The organism is Neisseria mucosa (assembly GCA_003028315.1).
Classification (GTDB): domain Bacteria; phylum Pseudomonadota; class Gammaproteobacteria; order Burkholderiales; family Neisseriaceae; genus Neisseria; species Neisseria mucosa.
In genome coordinates, this window is sequence record CP028150.1 from 1,152,081 (window position 1) to 1,176,075 (window position 23,995).

At 51.2% G+C, this 23,995-nt stretch carries 15 protein-coding genes and 4 pseudogenes; 8 read left to right on the forward strand and 11 right to left on the reverse strand.

Annotation, left to right across the window (positions count from 1 at the left end; genetic code table 11):
- Positions 1 to 79 precede the first annotated feature (79 nt).
- Positions 80 to 994, reverse strand: a complete 915-nt coding sequence (locus NM96_05725; GenBank protein AVR78902.1) for a sulfate adenylyltransferase subunit CysD — start codon at positions 992 to 994, stop codon at positions 80 to 82.
- Positions 970 to 1,167, reverse strand: coding sequence for a hypothetical protein (locus tag NM96_05730; protein ID AVR78903.1), 198 nt, complete (start codon positions 1,165 to 1,167; stop codon positions 970 to 972). Before NM96_05730 ends, NM96_05725 begins: the two co-directional genes overlap by 25 nt.
- A gap of 203 nt (positions 1,168 to 1,370) precedes the next feature.
- Between NM96_05730 and cobA the strand changes: the two genes are divergently transcribed.
- Positions 1,371 to 2,786: a uroporphyrinogen-III C-methyltransferase gene (cobA, locus tag NM96_05735; protein AVR78904.1), complete on the forward strand. Its 1,416-nt coding sequence runs from the start codon at positions 1,371 to 1,373 to the stop codon at positions 2,784 to 2,786.
- A gap of 34 nt (positions 2,787 to 2,820) precedes the next feature.
- Positions 2,821 to 3,573, forward strand: a pseudogene (locus NM96_05740) (IS30 family transposase).
- A gap of 266 nt (positions 3,574 to 3,839) precedes the next feature.
- Here NM96_05740 and NM96_05745 read toward each other — a convergent pair.
- The 5 genes and pseudogenes from NM96_05745 to NM96_05765 form a co-directional block, all read right to left on the reverse strand.
- On the reverse strand, positions 3,840 to 5,141 hold the full coding sequence (locus NM96_05745; protein ID AVR78905.1) for an HlyC/CorC family transporter: 1,302 nt from the start codon (positions 5,139 to 5,141) through the stop codon (positions 3,840 to 3,842).
- 115 nt (positions 5,142 to 5,256) lie between these two features.
- On the reverse strand, positions 5,257 to 6,429 hold the full coding sequence (locus tag NM96_05750; protein AVR78906.1) for a hypothetical protein: 1,173 nt from the start codon (positions 6,427 to 6,429) through the stop codon (positions 5,257 to 5,259).
- Between the two features lie 67 nt (positions 6,430 to 6,496).
- Positions 6,497 to 7,483, reverse strand: a complete 987-nt coding sequence (locus tag NM96_05755; GenBank protein ID AVR78907.1) for a malate dehydrogenase — start codon at positions 7,481 to 7,483, stop codon at positions 6,497 to 6,499.
- Positions 7,484 to 7,622: 139 nt separating this feature from the next.
- The gene (locus NM96_05760; GenBank protein ID AVR78908.1) at positions 7,623 to 8,990 is read right to left on the reverse strand and encodes an FAD-binding oxidoreductase; all 1,368 of its coding nucleotides are present in this window, start codon (positions 8,988 to 8,990) and stop codon (positions 7,623 to 7,625) included.
- Positions 8,991 to 9,027: 37 nt separating this feature from the next.
- Positions 9,028 to 9,385: pseudogene (locus NM96_05765) on the reverse strand (hypothetical protein).
- A gap of 590 nt (positions 9,386 to 9,975) precedes the next feature.
- On the opposite strand from NM96_05765, the gene NM96_05770 reads away from it, so the two are divergent.
- A complete protein-coding gene (locus NM96_05770; GenBank protein AVR78909.1) occupies positions 9,976 to 10,455 on the forward strand; it encodes a peptidylprolyl isomerase in 480 nt (159 codons plus the stop codon).
- Between the two features lie 278 nt (positions 10,456 to 10,733).
- Positions 10,734 to 15,044: a 4-alpha-glucanotransferase gene (locus tag NM96_05775; protein ID AVR78910.1), complete on the forward strand. Its 4,311-nt coding sequence runs from the start codon at positions 10,734 to 10,736 to the stop codon at positions 15,042 to 15,044.
- Positions 15,045 to 15,294: 250 nt separating this feature from the next.
- Here the strand turns inward: NM96_05775 and NM96_05780 are convergent, their stop codons facing one another.
- Positions 15,295 to 16,425: a polyamine ABC transporter substrate-binding protein gene (locus NM96_05780; GenBank protein ID AVR78911.1), complete on the reverse strand. Its 1,131-nt coding sequence runs from the start codon at positions 16,423 to 16,425 to the stop codon at positions 15,295 to 15,297.
- Positions 16,426 to 16,653: 228 nt separating this feature from the next.
- On the opposite strand from NM96_05780, the gene NM96_05785 reads away from it, so the two are divergent.
- The gene (locus tag NM96_05785; GenBank protein ID AVR78912.1) at positions 16,654 to 19,278 is read left to right on the forward strand and encodes an alanine--tRNA ligase; all 2,625 of its coding nucleotides are present in this window, start codon (positions 16,654 to 16,656) and stop codon (positions 19,276 to 19,278) included.
- Positions 19,279 to 19,735: 457 nt separating this feature from the next.
- Here NM96_05785 and NM96_05790 read toward each other — a convergent pair whose 3' ends face one another.
- From NM96_05790 to NM96_05800, 3 genes and pseudogenes are all read right to left on the reverse strand, one after another.
- On the reverse strand, positions 19,736 to 20,389 hold the full coding sequence (locus NM96_05790; GenBank protein AVR78913.1) for a hypothetical protein: 654 nt from the start codon (positions 20,387 to 20,389) through the stop codon (positions 19,736 to 19,738).
- Between the two features lie 36 nt (positions 20,390 to 20,425).
- A complete protein-coding gene (locus NM96_05795) occupies positions 20,426 to 21,478 on the reverse strand; it encodes a DUF262 domain-containing protein (GenBank protein ID AVR80279.1) in 1,053 nt (350 codons plus the stop codon).
- A gap of 28 nt (positions 21,479 to 21,506) precedes the next feature.
- Positions 21,507 to 21,713, reverse strand: a pseudogene (locus NM96_05800) (DNA helicase UvrA).
- Between the two features lie 199 nt (positions 21,714 to 21,912).
- On the opposite strand from NM96_05800, the pseudogene NM96_05805 reads away from it, so the two are divergent.
- The 3 genes and pseudogenes from NM96_05805 to NM96_05815 all read left to right on the forward strand — a co-directional run bounded on the left by NM96_05805 (position 21,913) and on the right by NM96_05815 (position 23,992).
- Positions 21,913 to 22,105 (forward strand): annotated as a pseudogene (locus NM96_05805) (hypothetical protein).
- A complete protein-coding gene (locus NM96_05810) occupies positions 22,098 to 22,706 on the forward strand; it encodes a methyltransferase type 11 (GenBank protein AVR78914.1) in 609 nt (202 codons plus the stop codon). The pseudogene NM96_05805 and the gene NM96_05810 overlap by 8 nt, the downstream one beginning before the upstream one ends.
- 278 nt (positions 22,707 to 22,984) lie before the next feature.
- Positions 22,985 to 23,992, forward strand: a complete 1,008-nt coding sequence (locus NM96_05815) for a U32 family peptidase (protein AVR78915.1) — start codon at positions 22,985 to 22,987, stop codon at positions 23,990 to 23,992.
- Positions 23,993 to 23,995: the final 3 nt, after the last annotated feature.

Sequence of the window (23,995 nt, forward strand, 5' to 3'; positions counted from 1 at the left end):
TCGCTCTTCATCACAATGTTTCCGGAACAAAGTCATCGGCTTGGGTTTCAACTCAAACCGATTTTGCCAGCAGCTCCGCTCAAAAATACCCCGCCTTTTTGCGCTCTTCCATCGCCGCTTCGGACACGCGGTCGTCCATACGCGTGGCGCTGCGTTCGGAAATGGTGGCTGCCGCGGTTTCGGCGATGATGTCTTCGGGCGTGGCGGCGGTGCTGGCGACGGGGCAGGTGCAGGAAATGTCGCCGACGGTACGGAAACGCACGTCGCGGATTTGGGAAACTTCGCCTTCGCGTTTCGGCGTCAGCGGGGTAACGGGGACGAGCAGCCCGCCGCGTTCGACGACTTCGCGTTTGTGGCTGTAATAAATCGGCGGCAGCGCGAGTTTTTCGCGGGCGATGTATTGCCAGATGTCGAGTTCCGTCCAGTTCGAGATGGGGAACACGCGCATGTTTTCGCCGCTAAAGAGCCGCGTATTGTAGAGCGACCAGAGTTCGGGACGCTGGCTTTTCGGGTCCCATTGTCCGAATTCGTCGCGGAACGAGAAAATCCGCTCTTTCGCCCGCGCTTTTTCCTCATCACGCCGCGCGCCGCCCATCAGCGCGTCAAAGCCTTGTTCTTCAATGGTTTCCACCAATGTAACCGCCTGCGCGGCGTTGCGCGAATCGGTTTCGCGGCGCAGGACAACCGTGCCTTTTTTGATGGAGTCTTCAACGCTGCCGACCACCAGTTGCACGCCCGTGCGCGCGACGGTTTCATCGCGGAACTGAATCACTTCGGGATAATTGTGCCCCGTATCGACATGCAGCAGCTTGAACGGCAGCTTGAGCGGGCGGCCTTCGAGTTTGAACGCTTTGACCGCCAGCGCCAGCAAAACGACGGAATCCTTGCCGCCGGAAAACAGCAGCGCGGGATTTTTCGCTTCGGCGACGACTTCGCGGATGATGTAGATGGATTCGGCTTCGAGCCAGTCTAGGTGGTGGTTTTGAATGGACATATTGTTCTCTTTAGCAAAACTCGGATAGGCGGTACTCTAAAGAGGTCGTCTGAAAAACGGAAAGAATGGTTTGTTTGAAGCAAAGATGATTTCGTTATATTGGCGGGGTCGTCTGAAAAGGGATTGGCGTTTTCAGACGACCCCTTTGCCGCGCGGCAACGGAAACGGCACATATAGTGGATTAACTTTAAACCAGTACGGCGTTGCCTCGCCTTGCCGTACTATCTGCACTGTCTGCGGCTTCTTCGCCTTGTTCTGATTTAAATTTAATCCACCATATAACCAAACTCGATAAGATAAGCAAAAACCATTCTTTCCGCCGAAGCCTGCGGGATTTTAAGATGGGCGGCACGATAGCTTAATAAGAGAACACGCCATGAACCATTATCCCCTGTTTGCCGATTTGAACGGCCGCCCCGTCCTGCTGGCGGGTGCGGGCAAAGTGGCGGAACGCAAAGCCGAAAGCCTGTTGCAGGCAGGGGCTGCGGTCAGGGTTGTCGCCCGCGAACTCAATCCCGTTTTCCAAAAATGGGCGGACGAAGGCAAAATCGAATGGCTGGGCAGCGAATTTCACGAGGACGACTTAGACGGCGTGTTTTTCGCCGTCGCCGCCACCGACGATTACGCTTTCAACCGCCGCATCTTCCAAGCGGCGGAGCAGCGGGCGAAGCTGTGCAACACCGTCGATACCGCGGATTTGTGTTCCTTCACCGTCCCCGCCGTCATTGACCGCAGCCCGCTCAAAATCGCTGTCTCCAGCGGCGCGACCGCCCCCGTTTTGGCGCGCAAGTGGCGGCAAATCATCGAAACGCTCATCCCGCTGCACACCGGTCAAATGGCGGCGCTCGCAGGCAAATGGCGCAACGCGGTCAAAGCCAAAATCAAAGGCACGGCAAACCGCCGCCGTTTTTGGGAAAACCTGTTCGACAGCCGTTTTAACGCGCTCGCCGCCCAAGGCAACCTTGATGCCGCCGAAGCAGAGCTTGCCGCGCAGCTTGACGGCTTCGGCGCGGCAAAAGGCGAAGTCGTCCTTGTCGGCGCAGGCCCCGGCGACGCAGGGCTGCTCACCTTGCACGCTTTGCAGGCGATACAGGCGGCGGATGTCGTGTTCCACGATGCCTTGGTTTCAGACGACGTCTTAAGCATGGTGCGCAAAGACGCGGACAAAATCAGCGTCGGCAAACGCGCAGGCTCGCACCACGTCCAACAAGAAGAAACCAACCGCCTCCTGGTCGAATACGCCCGCCAAGGTTTGCGCGTCGTCCGGCTCAAAGGCGGCGACCCCTTCGTTTTCGGGCGCGGCGGCGAAGAAGCCCAAGTTTTGCGGCAGGCAAACATCCCCTACCGCATCATCCCCGGCATCACCGCCGCACTGGGCGCGACCGCCTACGCAGGCATCCCCCTGACGCACCGCGACTGCGCCCAAAGCGCGCTCTTCGTGACCGGACACAGCAAACACGACGGCCACCAACCCGACTGGCGCACGCTCGCCCTGAGCAACCAAACACTGGTCGTCTATATGGGCACGCTCAAAGCCGCCGAAACCGCCGAAAAACTGATGGCGCACGGACGCAGCGGCGACACACCTGTCGCCATCGTCTCCAACGGCACGCTTCCGCACCAAAGCGTCGTGACAGGTTGTCTGAAAAACCTGCCCGAGCTGGCAGAAAACGCCCCACGCCCCGCGTTGATTGTTATCGGCGAAGTCGTTTCCTTGCGCGACGAATTGAAGTGGTTTCAAGAAAACCCCGCGCAAAGCTGCCTTCACACGCTGCACGAACAAGCCGCCTGAAGCGTTGTTCAAACCGTTTAAACAAACAAAAGGTCGTCTGATTCAGCACATCGACACCCTTATCCGCCGCAAACTCAGTCCCGAACAAGTATGTGCCTACCTGCATAAACACCACGGGATCACACTCCATCACAGCACCGTTTACCGCTACCTCCGCCAAGACAAAAGCAACGGCGGCACTTTGTGGCAACACCTCAGAATATGCAGCAAACCCTACCGCAAACGCTACGGCAGCACATGGACCAGAGGCAAAGTGCCCGACCGCGTCGGCATAGAAAACTGACCTGCTATCGTCAACTGGAAAACCCGCATCGGCGATTGGGAGGCCGACACCATCGTCGGCAAAAATCAGAAAAGCGCGTTATTGACCTTGGTCGAACGCACTACCCGCTACACCATCATCTGCAAATTAAAGAACTTAAAAGCCGAAGACACCGCCCGGGCGGCCATTAGGGTATTAAAGGCATATAAAGCCAGAGTCCACACCATTACCATGGATAACGGCAAAGAGTTCTACCAACACACCAAAATAGCCAAAGCATTGAAGGCGAAAACCTATTTTTGCCGCCCTTACCATTCTTGGGAGAAAGGGCTGAATGAGAACACCAACGGACTCATCCGACAATATTTCCCCAAACAAACCGATTTCCGAAACATCAGCGATCGGGAGATACGCAGGGTTCAAGATGAGTTGAACCACCGGCCGAGAAAAACACTTGGCTACGAAACGCCAAGTGTTTTATTCTTAAATCTGTTCCAACCACTGGTACCCTGGTGTTGCACTTGAAATCCGAATCCAAGGTCGTCTGAACGACGAACCGCCCCTTGTGGTTGGATGGGTTGTCCAACTTTGGGGGCGGTTCAGGTTTCAGACGACCTTTTGCCTTTTGGCTGTGGTTACATATAGTGGATTAACAAAAATCAGGACAAGGCGACGAAGCCGCAGACAGTACAGATAGTACGGAACCGATTCACTTGGTGCTTCAGCACCTTAGAGAATCGTTCTCTTTGAGCTAAGGCGAGGCAACGCCGTGCTGGTTTAAAGTTAATCCACTATATTTTTTCTACTGTATCGCTTTGTTTGGACACCAAGAGCTGATCGATTTTCAGATTTTCGGTGTCGATGATTTCAAATTTGTATCCTGCGTAAACCAAAAAATCGGTGCGTTTCGGGATTTTGCGCAGGGAATACATCATAAAGCCGGCGATGGTTTCGTAGTTTTCCGAATTGGGAAATTCCTCAATGTCCAGCGCACGCATCACGTCGGCGAGCGGGGTCGCGCCGTCCACCAGCCAGGTATCTTCGGTGCGGCGGATGATTTGCGGCTCTTCTTCGGTATTGACCAGCTCGCCCATGACGATGCTCATCACGTCTTTCAGCGTTACTACGCCGACCACCAGCGCGTATTCGTTCACCACCACGGCAAAGTCTTCGCCGGAAGTTTTAAAGGTTTCCAATACATCGTAAAGCGACAGCGTGTCTGGGATGAACAAGGCTTTGCGCAACACGCGCTTGTCAGTCAGGCGGACGTCTTTTTCTTTTAAAAACAAAGTCAGCAGCGTGTGTGATTCGATGTAGCCGATGACGCGTTCCAAATCGCCATCACACACCAAGAATTTGTTGTGCGGTTTTTCCGACATGATTTCCAACACGGTATCGCTGCCGTCATTTTTATCGAAATAGGCGATGTATTCGCGCGTGCTCATGGTGGAAGTCACCGTGCGCGCCTGCATGTCGAAGATATTTTCAATCAGGTAGTGTTCCTGCTCTTTCAATACGCCCGCCTGTGCGCCCGCATCGACGACGGCGTAAATGTCTTCCGAAGTCAGTTGCTCTTGGCGGACGGTGGAAATTTTGAAGAGTTTGAATATCGCGTTCGCCAGTCCGTCAAATGTCCAAACGAAAGGCTTTAGGATAAAAATCAAAAACATCATTGGCCGCACGATGCGTACCGCCACCGCTTCGGGATGGGTCATTGCTATGCGTTTGGGCATCAGGTCGGCAATCAGGATGAAGCTGCCCGTGACCAGCGCGAACGTCAGCAGCGACGCGGCGGTACTGCCCCAACTGCCCGCGTTTGCCAACAAACCGCCGAAATAAGGGCGCACCGCCGCTTCGCCGACGATACCGGCGAGAATGGCGACGGCATTCAAACCAATTTGGACGACGGTGATGAAACTGCCCGGCTGCTGCTGCATGTTGAGCACATCCAGCGCGCGCGTGTCGCCACCGTCTTTTGCCATCACTTGCAATTTGATTTTGCGCGCCGAGGCAAGCGCGAGTTCGGAACAGGAAACGAATGCGCTGATGACGATCAGCAGGCACAATAGTAATAAGGCTTCGAGAATATTCATGAAAAACAGTGTGTGTGGCAAACAGAAGACATTTTAGCATTAAAGGTCGTCTGAAAAATTCAGACGACCCTTTTAGATTAGGCGGCAGATTGTCTTTCACCTTCAAACGGATGGTTTAACCTTTGGCGGTAAAGCGTTTGTTGACGCGCAGGCGTTCGCCGCGGCCGGCTTTTTTGATTTCCAGCCAGTCGGTGTAGATGGCGTGGATGAGGTGGTTTATGGTTTCAAAGCCGTATTGCTGCGGGTCGGTGCCTTGTGCGGCGAGTTGCTTCGATACGTCGCTCAAACGCGCCCAGCCTTGTTCGTCGGCGTGGGTATCGACTGCCTGCTGTACGGCGGGGATCACGCGGGTAACGGGCAGTTTGCTGCTTTTGGCGGCAGGTTCGGGTTTGACAGGTGTCGGTTGCGCGGTGTCTGTCGTTGGGCTTGGCGCGGTGTTTTCGTTTTTGGTTGGGTTGGTTTTTTTGCCGCGCGTTTTGCGTTTTTGAGCGGCGTTGGGGTCGTCTGAAACGGTTTCTTCTGCATGATGGGTTGCCACCGGGTTTTCAGACGACCTCTCTGTCGGCTTGTCGGCGGATTTGCGGCGGCGGACTTGGAGTTGGTTGTTGTCGGTGCGGTGTTCGAAGATGTCGAAGGATTTGATGAGGTCGGAGAGTTTGCCGTAACCGTAAAGCCTTGAGTCGAAATCGGGATTGATTTTGCTGATGTAGCTGCCGATGGGACCGAGGTTTGCCCAGCCGAGGTCGTCGGCGTTTTCGCGCACGGCGCGTTTGAGCAGGGATAGCGCGTCAGGGGCGGCGGCTGGGGTGTTTTTGCCGCTGTTCTTCTCTTTTTCTTGGCGTTGTTTTTCGGGACGGAAGATTTCGGTGTAGATGAATTTGTCGCAGGCTTTGCGGAAGGCTTCGGGCGTTTTCTTTTCGCCGAAACCGTACACGGTCAGCCCGCTTTCGCGCAGGCGGCTTGCCAATCGGGTGAAGTCGGAATCGCTGGATACGATGCAGAAGCCGTCGAAGTTGCCGCTGTATAGCAAATCCATCGCGTCGATGACCAGCGCCATGTCGGTGGCGTTTTTGCCTTTGGTGTAGGCGAATTGTTGGACGGGGATGATGGCGTGGGGCAGGAGGGCGGCTTTCCATTTGGAAAGGCCGTGGCTCCAGTCGCCGTAGATGCGCTTGACGCTGGCGATGCCGTATTTGGCAACTTCTTCGAGCAGGCGGTCGATGATGTCGGCGGGGGCGTTGTCGGCGTCGATGAGGACGGCGAGTTTTTTGTTGGCCAATGTGGTCATGGGGACTCCGTGGTATTCATGTCAGTCGAGGTCGTCTGAAAACTGGTTTTCAGACGACCTCGATCTTTTAAAGCATATCTTGTATGGCGGCGCGTTCTTCTTCCAGCTCCGCCAGTGTTGCGGCGATGCGTTGGCGGCTGAACTCATCCGACAAGTCCAAGCCTTGGACGATGCGGTAGCTGCCTGCGTCGCAAATGACGGGGAAACCGAAAATCAAACCTTCGGGGATGCCGTAAGAGCCGTCGGAAGGAACGCCCATCGTTATCCATTTGCCGCTGCTGCCGAGCAGCCAGTCGCGCAGGTGGTAGATGGCGGCATTTGCGGCGGAGGCGGCGGACGACGAACCGCGCGCGGCGATGATGGCGGCACCGCGTCCGGCAATTTTCGGCATGAAGACTTCGGTGTTCCAATCGGGTTCGGTAATCATGTCTTTGACGGACTCGCCGTTGCTGGTGGCGTAGCGGTAGTCGGCGTACATGGTCGGGCTGTGGTTGCCCCAGACGCACATTTGCTCGATGGAAGGAATCGGGCGGTTGATTTTCTCGGCGACTTGGCTGACGGCGCGGTGGTGGTCGAGACGCATCAGGGCGGTGAAGTTTTCCGGCGGGATGTCGGGCGCGGATTTCATGGCGATGTAGGCATTGGTGTTGGCGGGGTTGCCGACGACGAGGACTTTGACGTCGCGATGGGCAACTTTGTTCAACGCCGCGCCTTGTACTTTGAAAATTTCGGCGTTGGCGTGCAGCAGGTCGGCGCGTTCCATGCCTTGCGTACGCGGGCGCGCACCGATTAGGAGGGCGATGTCGGCATCTTTGAAGGCGACTTCGGGGTCGTCTGTAGCGAAGATGTCGGCAAGGAGCGGGAAAGCGCAATCCTGCATTTCCATAATCACGCCGCGCAATGCCTGCTGCGCCTGTGGCAGGTCGAGCAATTGCAGGATAACGGGTTGGTCGCGTCCGAGCATAATGCCGCCGGCGATACGGAACAGGGTCGCATAGGCAATTTGCCCTGCGGCGCCGGTAACGGCGATGCGGACGGGAGGCTTGAGTGTCATGTTTTTCCTTTTGAAGTCGTTGTTTTACTTGGTCTGCGGATTATAACAGCATTGAGTATTAGAGAATGAAAAGGTCGTCTGAAACTGGGAATAGATTTTCAGACGACCTTTTCGATTTTGGCAAATACTGAAATATTGCTTACGGCAGGAGCTTGCCCGGATTCATGATGCCGTGCGGGTCAAGCTGGGCTTTGATGGCGCGCATCAAGGCGATTTCGGACGGGGTGCGGACGCTGGGGAGCCAGTGTTTTTTGATGGTGCCGATACCGTGTTCCGCCGCGATGGTACCGTGGCAGGCGAGGATGTGTTCATAGACGATGCTGTTGACGGCATCTTCGTAACGGTAGGCTTCGTTGCTCAAGACGTCGGACAGGAAGGTGTTGTAATGCAGGCTGCCGTCGCCCAAATGTCCGAAGCAGACAATTTGTATACCCGGAAAACGGGTTTCTAAGGCGGGGGCGCATTGACGGACAAAGGCGGCGACTTGGGCAATCGGGACAGCGATGTCGTGTTTGATGCTGGTGCCGAGCTTGCGCTGGGAGGCGGAAATGTTTTCACGCAGCGTCCACAGATCGAGGCGCTCTTGTTCGGATTGCGCGATGATGCTGTTTTCTTTGCCGTTTTGATAGAGAAATTCGGCAAGTTTTTCGTCGAGCGCGGCATCGGGAACAGAGTCGGTCAGTTCGAGCAGAACGTGCCAGTTTGCATCGGTCGGCTGTTTCAGATGACTGAATTCGGAAGACAATGCCAAAGCGTAGTGGCTGATCAGCTCGAAACTGGTGAGGCGTTCGGCAAAATGCCCTTGTACCGCAGTCAAAAGTTGTACGGCAGATTCGATGTCGTCCAAACCTACCCATGCGGTCGCTATGGTTTGCGGACGGGCGAAGAGTTTGAGCGTGGCGGCGGTGATAATGCCGAGCGTGCCTTCGCTGCCGATAAAGAGGTGGCGCAGGTCGTAACCGGTGGTATTTTTGTGTAGCGGTTGGAGATGGGAAACAAGTTCGCCATTGGGCAGGACGACTTCCAAACCCAATACCAAGTCGCGCATACTGCCGTAGCGTAAAACGTTTAATCCGCCGGCGTTGCAGGCGATGTTGCCGCCGATTTCGCACGAGCCTTCGCTGGCAAGGCTGAGGGGAAACAGTCTGCCCGCTTCGGATGCCGCTTTTTGGACGTTCTGTAGGATTACGCCCGCTTCGACAGTGATGCTGTTGTCGGCAAGGTTGATTTCTCGGATGCGGTTGATTTTGGAAAGGTTGAGCAGTACGCCGCCGGAAGCTACCGCTGCACCGCACAAACCGGTATTGCCACCCTGAGGGGTAACGGGGATACGGTGTTTAAAACAAAACCGCATGATTTCTTGTACATTTTCTATAGAATGCGGTTGCAAGATGATGTCCGGTTCGGAAACAAAGCGGCGGCGCTGGTCGTTTAACAAGGCCGGAGTGGCTTCGAGAATTTCGGCGGGGGAAAGGAATTCAAGAAAACGGTCGTACAGATTGGGCATAACGGGCAGCAAGGATGGTTTATGTGTGTACGGAGGATTATATAGCGGATAAGGGAAGCGAAAAACGGTAAAGGTCGTCTGAAAAACAAAAAAGCAGGATACAATCCGTATCCTGCTTTTTTAACTGTAAAAATATTATTTTGCAGCAGAAGCGGCTTCAGTAGCGGCAGAGGCAGCTTCGGTAGCGGCAGAAGCAGCTTCAGTAGCAGCAGAAGCGGCTTCGGTAGCAGCGGCTTCGGTAGCAGAAGCAGCGGCTTCGGTAGCAGAAGCAGCAGCTTCAGTAGCAGCAGAGGCAGCTTCGGTAGCAGCAGATGCAGCTTCAGAAGCGGCAGAAGCAGCAGTGTCAGCAGCTTTGTCGCCACAAGCAGCCAGAGCCAAAGAGAACAAAGCAGCAGCGATCAGAGATTTTTTCATTTTGAGACCTTCTTTAAATCGATTTAAATAAAAACGGAACGATTGAAAACGGCATAAAGCCGTTCCCTTAGAGTAAAAATTCATTGCTGAATTTCCTGCATTATGCCCCACAGGATGGCTCGGCGCAACGATACAGACGAATTAGTAATCTTTTAGTAACTTCTAATCAATCCGGAATGGACGAAAGTTGTGGAAGAAACTAATCCACATAGATTGTTACCTAGGGTACATTTGAAATAAACTGTATAGTAAAATTTATTGATTTCATGTATTTATAATTAAATAATGCACAATCTGCCTCTATTTCTGATTTGTTTGAATAACCTGCATAAAACCATTATGCATAGAAATACAAGTTGTAAAAAAGTTACACAATTATAAAAATTATCAAAATTTACACTTCCGTCTGTCGCAGGTTAAATATTATTTATCTGAATTAACGGTTGTTAATTTGTGAATATTAGGATAAATCTCCGTACATGACGGCGGTGTGTTAAAATGTTTTGGATTTGTTGGCAGAGGGTTGTCAATAAAGCCTGTTTTGATAAACGGTCATGATAAAGGATAAAGAATGGCTATTAAAAAAAATTCCGTGGTTTCGCTTCACTATGAAATGTACGATGCGGATAACCAACTGCTGGACAAAACCGAAGAACCCATCGCCTATCTGCACGGCGGATATGACGGCATTTTCCCTTTGGTGGAAGAAGCTTTGCACGAGAAAAACGTCGGTGATACCGTTGAAGTCGCGCTGTCTCCCGATGATGCGTTCGGCGAACAAGATCCCGGCCTGGTGCGTATCGAAGATGTCAGCGTATTCCCGGTTGAAGTGGAAGTCGGCATGATGTTCGAAGCCGATGATCCTGAAACCGGCGATGTCTTGGTTTATCGCGTAACCGATGTAGCAGACGGCAAAGCCGTAGTAGACGGCAACCATCCGCTTGCCGGCATGAAAATCTTGTTCAAAGCGACAGTTGACAGCGTGCGCGATGCGACTGAAGAAGAAATCGTACACGGCCACGTTCACGGTCCGCACGGTCATCATCACTAATTAATCTAATTTGAAACAATAAAAGGTCGTCTGAAAACAGGATTGGGTTTCTGTTTTCAGACGACCTTTTTATATCCTGCAAACCCATACCCAAATATAGATGAAACATTCCGACAACCATCAAAATTGAGCTGCCCCCCCTATCGCCCAAAAATTTTGGGATAAGTCAAACTAAGCAGGGAAATTCTGGTCTGAACGGTTGTTTTCTCTGAATTATGGGAAACATTCAATCTTATTTATATTAAGATTCGGTTTATTGTAAACAGGCGAATTGTGTCATGAGCGAACATTTGGAAGAGCAGGCTGCGGGCTTGGGTATTGATTTGGGTTTTCACGACATCGGTGGAATTTATCATGCGACCAAGCCCGAGGTTTTGGAAGGGATTATTAAGGCTTTGCAGCAGGACGGTTTTTCAGACGGCCTTTATGCGGATACTTTGGTGGCGCATGAAAACGGTCGGGAATCTTTGCGACTGCCTGCTGAGTTTCATGGCGCGGCTGAAGTTTGCTTGGAAGAGGAAGCGGGCGGACGGCAGGTTTTGGTGTTGAGCCATGGCGAAGACGGCGCGCTTTGGGTTGTGCTGCCGGCTTTGGCTTGCGGCTATTACACTTTGTCTGCGGAAGTGGAAGGCAACGTCCGCAAGGTGCGGCTGGTGGTTGCGCCGCAGTCGGTTTATCAGCCGAAAATGCTGGAACACGGTTTGCGCATGAACGGGCTGACAACGCATCTGTACAGCCTGCGTTCGCAACGGAACTGGGGCATTGGGGATTTTACCGATTTGCTGGATTTGATGGCGTTTGCGGCGGATAAGCAACTGGATTTCGTCGGCATCAATCCGCTGCACGCGCTTTTCAGTGCCAAGCCTGCTTTTGCCAGCCCGTACAGCCCGTCTTCGCGCGAATGGCTCAATCCGATTTATCTGGATGTGGAGAAGGTCGGCGCGTTCTCCTATAACGAAAAGCTGAAAAACTGGCTCAAGCAGCCGAATATCTGCCAGCGCATCGCGGCGTTGCGGATTACGGAAACGGTCGCTTATACGGCGGTTTGGGCGTTCAAGCGCGATGCTTTGCAGAGGGCGTTTGACGCGTTTGAAAACGACGGATGCGAAGCCGCCGAACAAGAGCGGGCGGCATTTGACGCCTTTGTCGAAGAACGCGGCTGGGCTTTGGAAGGCTTCGGTTTGTTTGAGGCGTTGGATCAGTATTACAACCGCTCCGGCGAAGTGGGTTGGCTGTCTTGGCAGGCGGAGTTTCATGATCCGCATGGCGAGGCAGTTCAAAGATTTGCACAGGGTCATCGCCGCGAAATCCGTTTTTATATGTGGCTGCAATGGCTTTGCGCGGAGCAGTTGCGCGAAGTGAACGAGGCGGCTGCGGCGCGCGGCGTGAAGCTGGGGATTTACGGCGATTTGGCGGTCGGCGTAGCACGCGGCAGCGCAGACACTTGGCTTAACCGCGCCGATTACTGCATGGATATGGCGGTCGGTGCGCCGCCCGATCCATTCAGCCCGACGGGGCAAAACTGGGATTTGCCGCCGCTTAATCCGATGATGTTGAAGCACACGGGTTATGAGAAGTTCGTCCGACTGTTGCGTGAAAATATGCGGCTTTACGGCATCTTGCGCATTGATCATGTGATGGCTTTGTGCCGTCTGTGGTGGGTTGCGGGCGAGACGGCGGACTTTGGCGCGTATGTGCATTACGACGCAAATGTGATGTTTGCCATCCTGGCTTTGGAAAGCAGGCGGAATCAATGCGTGGTCATCGGCGAGGATTTGGGAACGGTACCCGATCAGGCGCGGTATTTGCTGAACCGCTATCAGGTGTTTTCTTATAAGGTCGTGTATTTCAGCAAAGGCTGGCACGGCTTTGAGTTGCCCGAAGAATATCCCGAACAGGCGATTACGGTGGTCAGCACGCACGATGTCGCGCCCTTGGCGGGCTATTGGACGGGCAAGGATTTAGATTTGATGTTCCGCTTGGGTACGATTCCCGATGCGGAAACTTTTCAGACGACCTTGGAAGCGCGCGAACACGACAAGGCGGATTTGTTCGATAAGTTGAAACACGCCGGCTGCCTGCCTGCCGACGCCGAGATGTCGTCTGAAATTGACGAAACGCTGTTAACCGCCTTGCACCGGTATGCCGCCATGAGCCGCAGCAAACTGTATGCGGTGCAGCTGGAAAACCTGCTGGGCATGAGCGACAACCTGAATGTGCCGGGCGTTTCCGAGGGTTATCCCAACTGGGCGCGCAAAATGCCCGTCGCGCTTGAAGATTTTCCCCACAACCGCCTGATGGGCGGCCAACTTGCCATGATTGGAGAGGTACGCATGAAGAAAAACAGCCGGATGAAGCCTTATCACGAGCTTGACCAAGTCGAACGCGACACGGTCGAAAGCCTGTTTCTTGCCACCCACAGCGATTTGTTCGCCTATTTGGGACGACACCGCCTTGCCGAAGGCGACGAGGTCGTACGGACCCTGATTCCGAACGCTTGGGGCGTGGATATTGTCAACCGTGAGAGCGGCGAACTGATTACGTCGTCTGAAAAAGTCGATGAACGCGGATTTTTTGTTGCCGTGTTGCCCGAAGGTGCGCCCGATTATGCGTTGAACGTCCGTTATGCCGAAGATGCCGAGCCTGTGCGTGAAGAAGACCCTTACCGCTTCGGCTCTGCCTTAAAAGATATGGATTCTTGGTTGCTGGCGGAAGGCAAACACCTGCGTCCTTATGAAACTTTGGGCGCGCATTTTGCCGAAGTGGACGGCGTGAAAGGTGTGAGCTTTGCAGTATGGGCGCCGAACGCGCAGCGCGTATCCGTCATCGGCGAATTCAACCACTGGGACGGCCGCCGCCACGTCATGCGTTTCCACCGCGACAACGGCATTTGGGACATCTTCATCCCCGCCGTCAAACTCAACGCCCTCTACAAATTTGAAATCCGCGATGCCAACGGCAATGTACGGCAAAAAACCGACCCGTATGCCTTCGGCGCAGAGTTGCGTCCGAATACGGCGTCTGTCGTGCGCGGTTTGCCGGAAAAAGTCGAAACACCCGACTTCCGCGCCCGCGCCAACGCCATTGACGCACCTATCAGCATTTATGAAGTGCATTTGGGTTCGTGGAAACGCAATCCCGAAAACAACTTCTGGCTGACTTACGAACAGCTCGCCAAAGAATTGGTCGCATACGTCAAAGACATGGGCTTCACCCATATCGAATTCCTGCCCGTTTCCGAATACCCGTTTGACGGCTCGTGGGGCTATCAGGCGACTGGATTGTATGCGCCGACCAGCCGTTTCGGTTCGCCCGACGAATTGCGCGCCCTGATTAAAGCCGCCCACGACGAAGGCATCGGCGTCATCCTCGACTGGGTGGTCGGACACTTCCCGACCGACGACCACGGGCTTGCCAAGTTTGACGGCACCGCGCTGTACGAACACGCCGACCCGCGCGAAGGCTACCATCAAGACTGGAATACCCTGATTTACAACTTCGGCAGGAACGAAGTCAAAAACTTCCTGCAAGGCAATGCCCTGTATTGGATAGAGCGTTTCGGTTTCGACGGTATCCGCGTGGACGCCGTCGCTTCCATGATTTATCGCAACTACTCGCGCAAAGACGGCGAATGGATACCCAACCAATACGGCGGCCATGAAAACCTCGAGGCCATCGCCTTCCTGCGCGATACCAACACCATGCTGAAAGAGGTCGTCCCGTCTGCCACCGAAATCGCCGAAGAATCCACCTCGTTCGCCAACGTAACCCGCCAAGAAGGCTTGAATTTCAGCTACAAATGGAACATGGGCTGGATGAACGACACCTTGCGCTACATGATGGAAGACCCCATCAACCGCAAATACCACCACAACAAAATGACCTTCGGCATGATGTACCAATACAGCGAAAACTTCGTCCTGCCGCTCTCGCACGACGAAGTCGTACACGGCAAACGCTCGCTGCTCGGACGGATGCCCGGCGACTGCTGGCAGCAATTCGCCAACCTGCGCGCCTACTACGGCTTCATGTACGGTTTCCCCGGCAAAAAACTTTTGTTTATGGGCAACGAGTTCGCACAGGGCAGAGAGTGGAACTACAACGAAGGACTGGATTGGTTCCTGCTCGACCAAGAAGGCGGCTGGCACAAAGGCGTACAAAACTTCGTGCGCGATTTGAACCGCGTCTATAAAGACACCGCACCGCTTTACCAGCTCGACCAATGGCCGGAAGGCTTCGAATGGCTGGTCGCCGACGACGGCAACAATTCCGTCTTCGTCTTCGAACGCCGCGACCGCGAAGGCAACCGCGTCATCGTCATCAGCAACTTCACGCCCGTCGTCCACGACAGCTACCGCTTCGGCGTGAACGAAGCCGGCGAATACCGTGAAATCCTCAATTCAGACGACCCCGGTTACAACGGCAGCGGCGTATCCGCCGGACAAACCCTGCAAACTGAAGAAATCTGGTCGCACGGCAGACCCAACTCGCTCGCCGTCAAAGTACCGCCGCTGGCAACGGTTTACCTCTACAAAGCCGCCCAGCCGAGTGCAACGGACTCAGCCGATCAGGCAGAAGGCGAAGCGTAAGTTTGGGCTGAACTTGTTTTTGAACGTAGAAAGACAGGTTCAAACCAACCGCTTTGTCTGTTTCAGACGACCTTTTGAGATGAAGGGGTCGTCTGAAATTTTTCGGGATAGCGGATAAAGTTCGATATGCCTGATGACATTAGTTTTGACTGGTAAGAGACATTGTGTAAAGACAAACGGATATAACAAAAGGTCGTCTGAAAACCTGTATTTCAAGTTTTCAGACGACCTTTTGCTTATCTGTATCAAATTATTTGCCGGCTTTCACACCCTGCCATTGGCGGACCATGAATTTCAAAATGGTGGGCTGGATAGGGACCATGATGAAGCTGTTTTTCAAATCTTCGTCGCTCGGGAAAATGGTGTGGTCGTCCCTGAACTCGGCTTCCATCAATTCGCGTGCGGGTTTGCTGGAAGGGGCGTAGGTGACGAAATTGCCGTTTTTCGCGGCGACTTCGGGATCGAGAAAATCGTTGATGTATTTGTGGGCGTTGGCGACGTTCTTCGCATCTTTCGGGATGACAAAAGAGTCCACCCAAATCCCCACGCCTTCTTTGGGCATCATGACGCGGATTTTTTCTTTGCCGCCCGCTTCTTCGGCACGCCGTCTGGCGATGTTCAAGTCGCCGCCGAAGCCGATGGTGACGCAAGTGTCGCCGCGCGCCAAGTCGTCGATGAAGCCGGACGAGGTAAAGCGTTTGATATTGGGGCGGTTTTTCTTGAGCAGCTCGGTTGCCGCTTTGATGTCTTCGGTATCGTTGCTGTTGGGGTTTTTACCCATGTAATTCAACACCATAGGATAAATTTCCGCCGCACTGTCCAAGTAGCTGATGCCGCATTGTTTGAGCTTGGATGTGTATTCGGGGTTGAACACCAAATCCCATTGGTTGTCCGGCAGTTTGTCCGTGCCTAAGGCTTTTTTCACACGCTCGGTATTGATGGCGAAGGTGTTGGTTCCCCAATAAAACGGAACGGCGTATTCGTGGCTCGGATCGACGCCTTCCATCAGTTTCATCAGTTCGGGATTGAGGTTTTTATAGTTGGGAATCAGGGATTTGTCGATTTTTTGATAAGCCCCAGCCTTAATCTGCCTGCCGACGAAGGTATTGGACGGGCCGACGATGTCGTAGCCTGATTTTCCGGTCAATACTTTACTTTCCAGCGTCTCATCGCTGTCGTACACGTCGTAAGTTACCTTGATACCGTTTTTCTTTTCAAAATCGGCGACGGTTTCGGGATCGACGTATTCCGACCAGTTGTAAATCCTCAATACATTTTGGTTTCCCGCCTGACCCGCTTTGTCGGAGGTATTTTTATCCGAACCTCCGCAGGCGGCGAGCATGACGGCGGTCAGGGCGATGAGTGGCAGATGTTTGGTCATTATCATTCCTTGCATATCAGGTGGAAGGGAAAGTAAGGGATTATAAATCAGGCACGCACTATCTGATAGCAATTTCCATTGGGGCGATAGTCGGAAGGTCGTCTGAAAGTCCCTGATTCAATAGCTAGAAACAAGGTTTTGCGGTAATATAGCACCCATTTTCTTTTCACAATTACATACGGCCGGGAAGGTCGTCTGAAACCTTTTTAGTAGAGACATCGAAACATCATGAAAACCTCCGAACTACGCCAAAAATTCCTAAAATTCTTCGAATCCAAAGGCCACACCATCGTCCGCTCTTCCTCGCTCGTGCCGCACGACGACCCGACGCTGCTGTTTACCAACGCCGGTATGAACCAGTTTAAAGACGTATTCCTCGGCTTCGACAAACGCCCATACAACCGCGCCACCACCGCGCAAAAATGCGTACGCGCCGGCGGTAAACACAACGACTTGGAAAACGTCGGCTACACCGCCCGCCACCACACCTTCTTCGAAATGATGGGCAACTTCTCCTTCGGCGACTACTTCAAACGCGACGCCATCCACTTCGCTTGGGAATTCCTCACTTCCCCCGAATGGCTCAACATCCCTAAAGACAAACTCTTGGCGACCGTATATGCCGAAGACGACGAAGCCTATAACATCTGGCTGAACGAAATCGGTATGCCTGCCGAGCGTATTGTCCGCATCGGCGACAACAAAGGCGCGAAATACGCGTCCGACAACTTCTGGCAGATGGGCGACACCGGCCCCTGCGGCCCGTGTTCTGAAATTTTCTACGACCACGGCGAAGAAATCTGGGGCGGCATTCCCGGCAGCCCCGAAGAAGACGGCGACCGCTGGATTGAAATTTGGAACTGCGTGTTTATGCAGTTCAACCGCGACGAGCAAGGCAATATGAACCCGCTGCCCAAGCCGTCCGTCGATACCGGCATGGGCTTGGAGCGCATGGCGGCAGTAATGCAGCACGTCCACAGCAACTACGAAATCGACCTGTTCCAAGACCTGCTCAAAGCCATTGCCCGCGAAACCGGCGCGCCGTTCAGCATGAACGAACCCAGCCTGAAAGTCGTTGCCGACCACATCCGCTCCTGCTCCTTCCTGATTGCTGACGGCGTGATGCCTTCCAACGAAGGCCGCGGCTATGTCTTGCGCCGCATCATCCGCCGCGCCGTTCGCCACGGTTACAAACTCGGTCAGAAACAGGCGTTTTTCTACAAACTCGTGCCCGATTTGGTGAAAGCGATGGGCGACGCATATCCTGAGTTGAAAGAGAAACAAGCCCAAATCGAAGAAGCCCTGAAAAATGAAGAAAGCCGCTTTGCCCAAACTTTGGAAACCGGCATGGCTTTGCTGGAAAACGCGTTGACCAAAGGCAGCAACAAATTGGACGGCGAAATCATCTTCAAACTCTACGATACCTACGGCTTCCCATACGATTTGACTGCCGACATCTGCCGTGAACGCAATATCGACTTGGACGAAGAAGGCTTTAACCGCGAAATGGAAGCCCAACGCGCCCGCGCTCGTGCCGCGCAAAACTTCAAAGCCAACGCGCAACTGGACTACACAGGCACGGACACCGAGTTCACAGGCTACGAAAAACGCAGCCAAGACACCAAAATCATCGCCTTATACAAAGGCAGCGAAGCCGTGGACGAACTCCAGGCAGGCGAAGCAGGTGTGGTCGTTTTGGAACAAACCCCGTTCTACGCCGAAAGCGGCGGCCAAGTCGGCGACGTAGGTTTCATCTTCGCAGGCGAAAACCGCTTCCGCGTTGAAGACACGCAGAAAATCAAAGCCGCCGTACACGGACAATTCGGCGCAGTCGTATCAGGTCGTCTGAAAGTGGGCGATGCCGTATCCGCCGAAATCGACAACGACATCCGCGACAGTATCATGCGCAACCACAGCGTTACCCACCTGATGCACAAAGCCCTGCGCGATGTTTTGGGCACACACGTCGAACAAAAAGGCAGCCTGCAAAACGCCGAGCTGACCCGCTTCGACATCTCCCATCCGCAAGGCATCAGCGCGGAAGAAATCGCCGAAGTCGAACGCCGCGTCAACGCCGCGATTATCGCCAACGTGCCCGTCAAAGTCGAAACCATGTCCATTGAAGACGCGCAAAAATCCGGCGCCATGATGCTCTTCGGCGAAAAATACGGCGACTTCGTCCGCGTCATCACCATGGGCGACTACTCCACCGAACTGTGCGGCGGCACCCACGTCGCCCGCACCGGCGACATCGGCTTCTTCAAAATCATCAGCGAAGGCGGCATCGCCGCAGGCATCCGCCGCGTAGAAGCCATCACAGGCCTTGCCGCGCTGGCATGGGCGCAAAACCAAGAAAGCCTGATGAAAAACATCATCGCCGAAGTCAAAGCACAAACCGAAAAAGACGTACTCGCCAAAATTCAAGCCAACGCCGCAAACGCCAAAGCCTTGGAAAAAGAGTTGGCAAAAGCCAAAGCCGAACTCGCCGTCCACGCAGGCGCAAAACTTTTGGACAACGCAAAAGACTTGGGCGCAGCCAAACTCGTCGCCGCCCAAATCGAAGCCGACGCAGCCGCCCTGCGCGAAATCGTTACCGATTTAACCGGCAAATCCGACAACGCCGTGATTCTTTTGGCGGCAGTAAACGACGGCAAAGTCTCCCTGTGCGCCGGCGTATCCAAACCGCTGACCGGCAAAGTAAAAGCAGGCGATTTGGTCAAATTTGCAGCCGAACAAGTCGGCGGCAAAGGTGGCGGCAGACCGGATTTGGCACAGGCAGGGGGGACGGATGCTGCGAAACTAACTGAAATGCTGGGAAGTGTGGAAGGTTGGGTGAACAGTAAGCTGGTTTAATAGGAGTATGTAGATGTTAAGAAGGTCGTCTGAAAATTTTTCAGACGACCTTCTTTGTACAGTCTGTGATACTCATTTTTACAATAGGTTGCAAAGGTCTCAGGCTGCTTTTTTGAGTTTATGGAAAGATAGATAAGCCCTCACTGCATATCATAGGGACGCACTTTACACGTTGGTTTCAGGCAGTAAGAAGTGTTTAAAAGTAAACGAAAGGCTGTCTGAAACAAGGTTTTAGTTTTACGAAAACTGTCTTTTAGACAATCTTTGCAATCACAAAAAAATATTTTGTCATTTAGCCCGATTTAAAGTTCGGGGATGATAACCAAAGAAATTTGTATTGTTTTGATAGCTGAAGCTTTTAGATAACTTTAAAGGTCGTCTGAAAACTCAAAACAGAAAACCGCCAATCAAATAACCACGTGCGTGCTGCACACACACGGTGGGTTGGGTATACAGGCTACGGCTTGCTACGGCTTGCTTGTTTTGAGTTTAAATAAGTTTTTGATGTAAGGAAATCGCAGACATTATCAATTGATTCTAGTAGGCAAGTCTTGGTTAAATTTGACACTTGTCGTAATTCTGCATTTAAAATTTCTCTACCCACATGATTAAATGTTTTTTCTCCATGAGCTAATATATTTCGTAAACTTTTTATTTTTAATAAACAAGATTTTTCTTTTGTAACTTGTTTAATAGAGTATTTCTTAAAAATTTCATTTATTTTTTTTCCATCAACATTTCCAGAAAATAGAGTTTTTTTTGCATAATATTCTTCAAACTTTGGGAAATACAAAGCACTTAGAGATAAATTACTTATTACATCGATATTTCTTTTGAAATCATTTTCATTACTTAATTTGCTGAAGTGATAGTATAAAAAATTTTTCTGTAAGTTTTCATTTAATATACTAAAAGGATATAGCTGTAGTTCATCGTGGACTCTTATAATCAAGGAAGTTAGGGTCGATTCAACTATATTGTAAAGTATTAAAATAATGGAGGCTTTTAGAATTGGATTTCTTTGTGCAGAGTATTGCAGTTTTTCTGTGAAATCTAAAAATAACTCTAAGTCATCAAACTTACTTCTAAAGTCTTCCCGAAGTTGTAACATAAAATAGCCTCTATTATTTATATTTATAGATTTGAACTATGAATTTAAAAGTTTTTCCTTAACAAAATTAATTCGTTGCAAAATTTTCTCTGGAACGTGGGTTTTGTACTTCCCAGAGGTAATTGCTTTAAATTCCTTATTTTGAATCCAATTTTGTATATTTGATTTATTTACTTTTAAATTTGGCTTTTCTTTTAATGCCAAAAAAGTACCAACTGAAATTGCCTCAAAAAATACTCGTGAAACACCTTGATTTCTCTTTTTTGAAAAGCCATTTTCAAAATTTTCATTAACAAATTCTAAAACTTTTATCAATGAAGTATACTTCTCGTCAGCTTCTTCTGAGGTGAATGTGCTATTTTTGGCATTCATATATTCATCCAAATAAGCGCCAATACCTTGGTACTGAGTCTTATACTTTGGATAATTATCAGCTAAAGCAAAAAACCTCAAAATTAATTCCTCATGTTCTTGTCTTTTTTCTACTACTTTTGATAAGGGAGCAAGTTTTTTTAATAACTCTAATTTTGCACATTTATCATAAATAAAATCATTGAACTTACCCTTATAAATACCTTTCCGCTTTTCCATATTTAAAAGTAAATCGCTGCCACGATTAATTCTATCAAATAAATCATTTTTTACAGTTTCACTGGTCTTATCTGATAAAACAATCATTCTTATAGGAGTATTGTTGATTTTTCTTTGTCTAGATATAGATAGATCTTGAAATTTTAAATTATTAAGTAAGCTTAATTTATCTAAGCCCTCTAAAGTTAAATCACCACTTAAAAAAGCACTTAATGTACGAATACGTTGAGAACCATCAACAATTTCCAGTCTTCCATCTTTATTTTCTGCGACGAAAATAATAGGAATAGGTAATCCTAAAATAATTGACTCTATCAATCTTGATTGTCGTGTTGTATCCCAGACAAATTCTCTTTGGTAATCTGGAACAAATAATTCATTATTTTCCTCTTCAAGGTTTTTCAAATACTTATTGACCATAATTTCGATTGTAAACTCACGCGTATCGAAATCAACAGTTTTTTGCTGATCAATAATTTCTTTCTCGATTTTATCCATTTTATCCATTTTATCCATATGTTAATTCCTAATGATTTTTGATAATACTTTTCAAATAATTGCCAGTATAACTTTTCTCGATTGTTGCTGCAATCTCAGGACTCCCTTAGGCAATAATCCTCCCACCACCATCTTCCCCTTCCAGCCCTAAGTCGACAATCCAATCGGCGGTTTTAATCACATCCAGATTATGCTCGATAATCACAATTTAGTTGCCTTTGCCTTTCAACAAGCCGTAGCCCGCACCCCTGTCAACCGCGTGCGTGGCTACGCCCCACACCCTACCTGCGGGTGACGCAAACCTTAAGATTGAGGTGTAGGATGTGTGCGGTACGCACGCACGCGGTTTTTGTTGCTACCGAATGATTTCAAACCATGCCGTAATACGGTCGGCAGCAAACGCAGCTTGGTTCATAGTCCAATGAAATCCTCATATTACTTGTAATATCAAAGGCCGTCTGAAAAATAATTTTCAGACGGCCTCTCTATCGAAAGCAGCCTGCACGTTCAAAAATCGAAGTGCAGGCTGCTTTTTGTGATGATTGGAAAAACGCACGCTATTTTTATACTGTATATTGTGCAGACACAATGCAAAACAACATTACCCAAAGGAATCCTTATGTTTAAAACACTCAAAAGCATTTGGCAGGGACTTACGCAAAAAGGCAAAATCTTCCCGCATCAGCTTGCATTCACGCTGCTGATTCCTTTGCGCAACTGGGCGCTTTCGCCGCAACAAATCGTACAACGGCTGCACCTTGCGCCGCACCACCGCATTTTTGAAGTAGGCTGCGGAGCTGGTTATTTCAGCCCGACACTGGCGCAATCAGTTCCGCAAGGACGATTGGTAGCAGCGGATATACAGCCGGAAATGTTGGCTTATACCGAAAAACGTTTACGCCTTAGGCATATCGGCAACGTCGATTATTATCTGTGCGACGGCACGCATTTTGATTTTCCCGATCAATCGTTTGACCGCATTGTGCTGATTACCGTGTTGGGCGAAGTCGCCAACCAAGCCGAGTATTTGGCGGAGTTCCGCAGGCTGCTTCGTCCTGACGGGCTGCTGTCGGTTTCCGAAACGGCAGGCGACCCCGATAAACCGAGCCGCGCCGAATTACGCGAGTTGATGCGGCAAAACGGGTTTGAGACGGCGGATGAATATGGCAGCGAACGCAATTTTACTTTGAATTTCAAAGCAAGCAGCCGTCTGCTTCCGCCTAAATAAAGGTCGTCTGAAACAGGTTTCAGACGACCTTTTATTGTAAAAATCTATAAATTTAATAGATAATAACTAATCTCATATTATCAAGCTAGAAAAGATAACCCGCTGATTAACTTGATATTTGATATGGTTAAATTATGTTAACCAAAACATACGCTATCCAAACCTGATTTCACAGTTGATTTAAATCATAATATCTTGTGTCCAAATCTCTAAAATACCCGAAATCATACTAGATATTGATTTTCGAATAACAAACTGTAAGAGTCGAGGAACGCAAAATGCCGAAAATCCCTGAGTTGGTTTGTCCCGCCGGTAATCTGCCCGCTTTGAAGACGGCGGTGGACAATGGCGCGGACACGGTTTATATGGGGCTGAAAGATGCGACAAATGCGCGCAATTTTCCGGGGCTGAATTTCGATATGAAATCGGCGCAGGAAGGGGTGGCTTACGCCCATGCGCGCGGCCGCAATGTGCTGATGGCCATCAATACTTTTGCCCAGGCGGGGCAAATCGAGCGGTGGCATCGGGCTGTCGATACGGCGGTGCAACTGGGTGCGGACGCGATAATCGTCGCCGACCCTGCGATTATGGCTTATGCCGCCGAGCGTCATCCTGATTTGAGGCTGCACATGTCGGTGCAGGGTTCGGCGACCAATTATGAAGCCATCAATATGATGAAGGAGCTGTTCGGCATCCGCCGTGCCGTGCTGCCGCGCGTTTTGACGGTCGATCAGGTCAAGCATGTGATTGACAATACGGATGTGGAAATCGAAGTGTTTGGTTTCGGCAGTTTGTGTGTGATGGTGGAAGGACGTTGCATTTTATCGAGCTATGCGACGGGCGAATCACCGAATATGCAAGGCGTGTGTTCGCCGGCGAAGGCCGTGCGCTGGGAGCAGTTGCCCGACCGCATGAACGTGCGGCTGAATCAGGTGCTAATCGACCAGTACAAACCGGACGAACCGGCAGGCTATCCGACCTTGTGCAAAGGCCGTTTTGAGGTAAACGACGAAACCTATTACGCGCTGGAAGAGCCGACCAGCCTGAACGTTTTGGAAATGCTGCCCGAACTCATCAAAATCGGTGTGTCCGCCATCAAAATCGAAGGCCGCCAGCGCAGCCCGATGTACACGGCACAAGTAACCAAATCTCTGCGGCAGGCTTTGGACGCAGCCGCTGCCGATCCGGCGCATTTCAAAGTTAATCCGGTGTGGAACAATGCGCTGAGCAAGGTTTCGGAAGGGCATCAGACGACCTTGGGCGCATACAGTCGTCCGTGGAAATAAGGG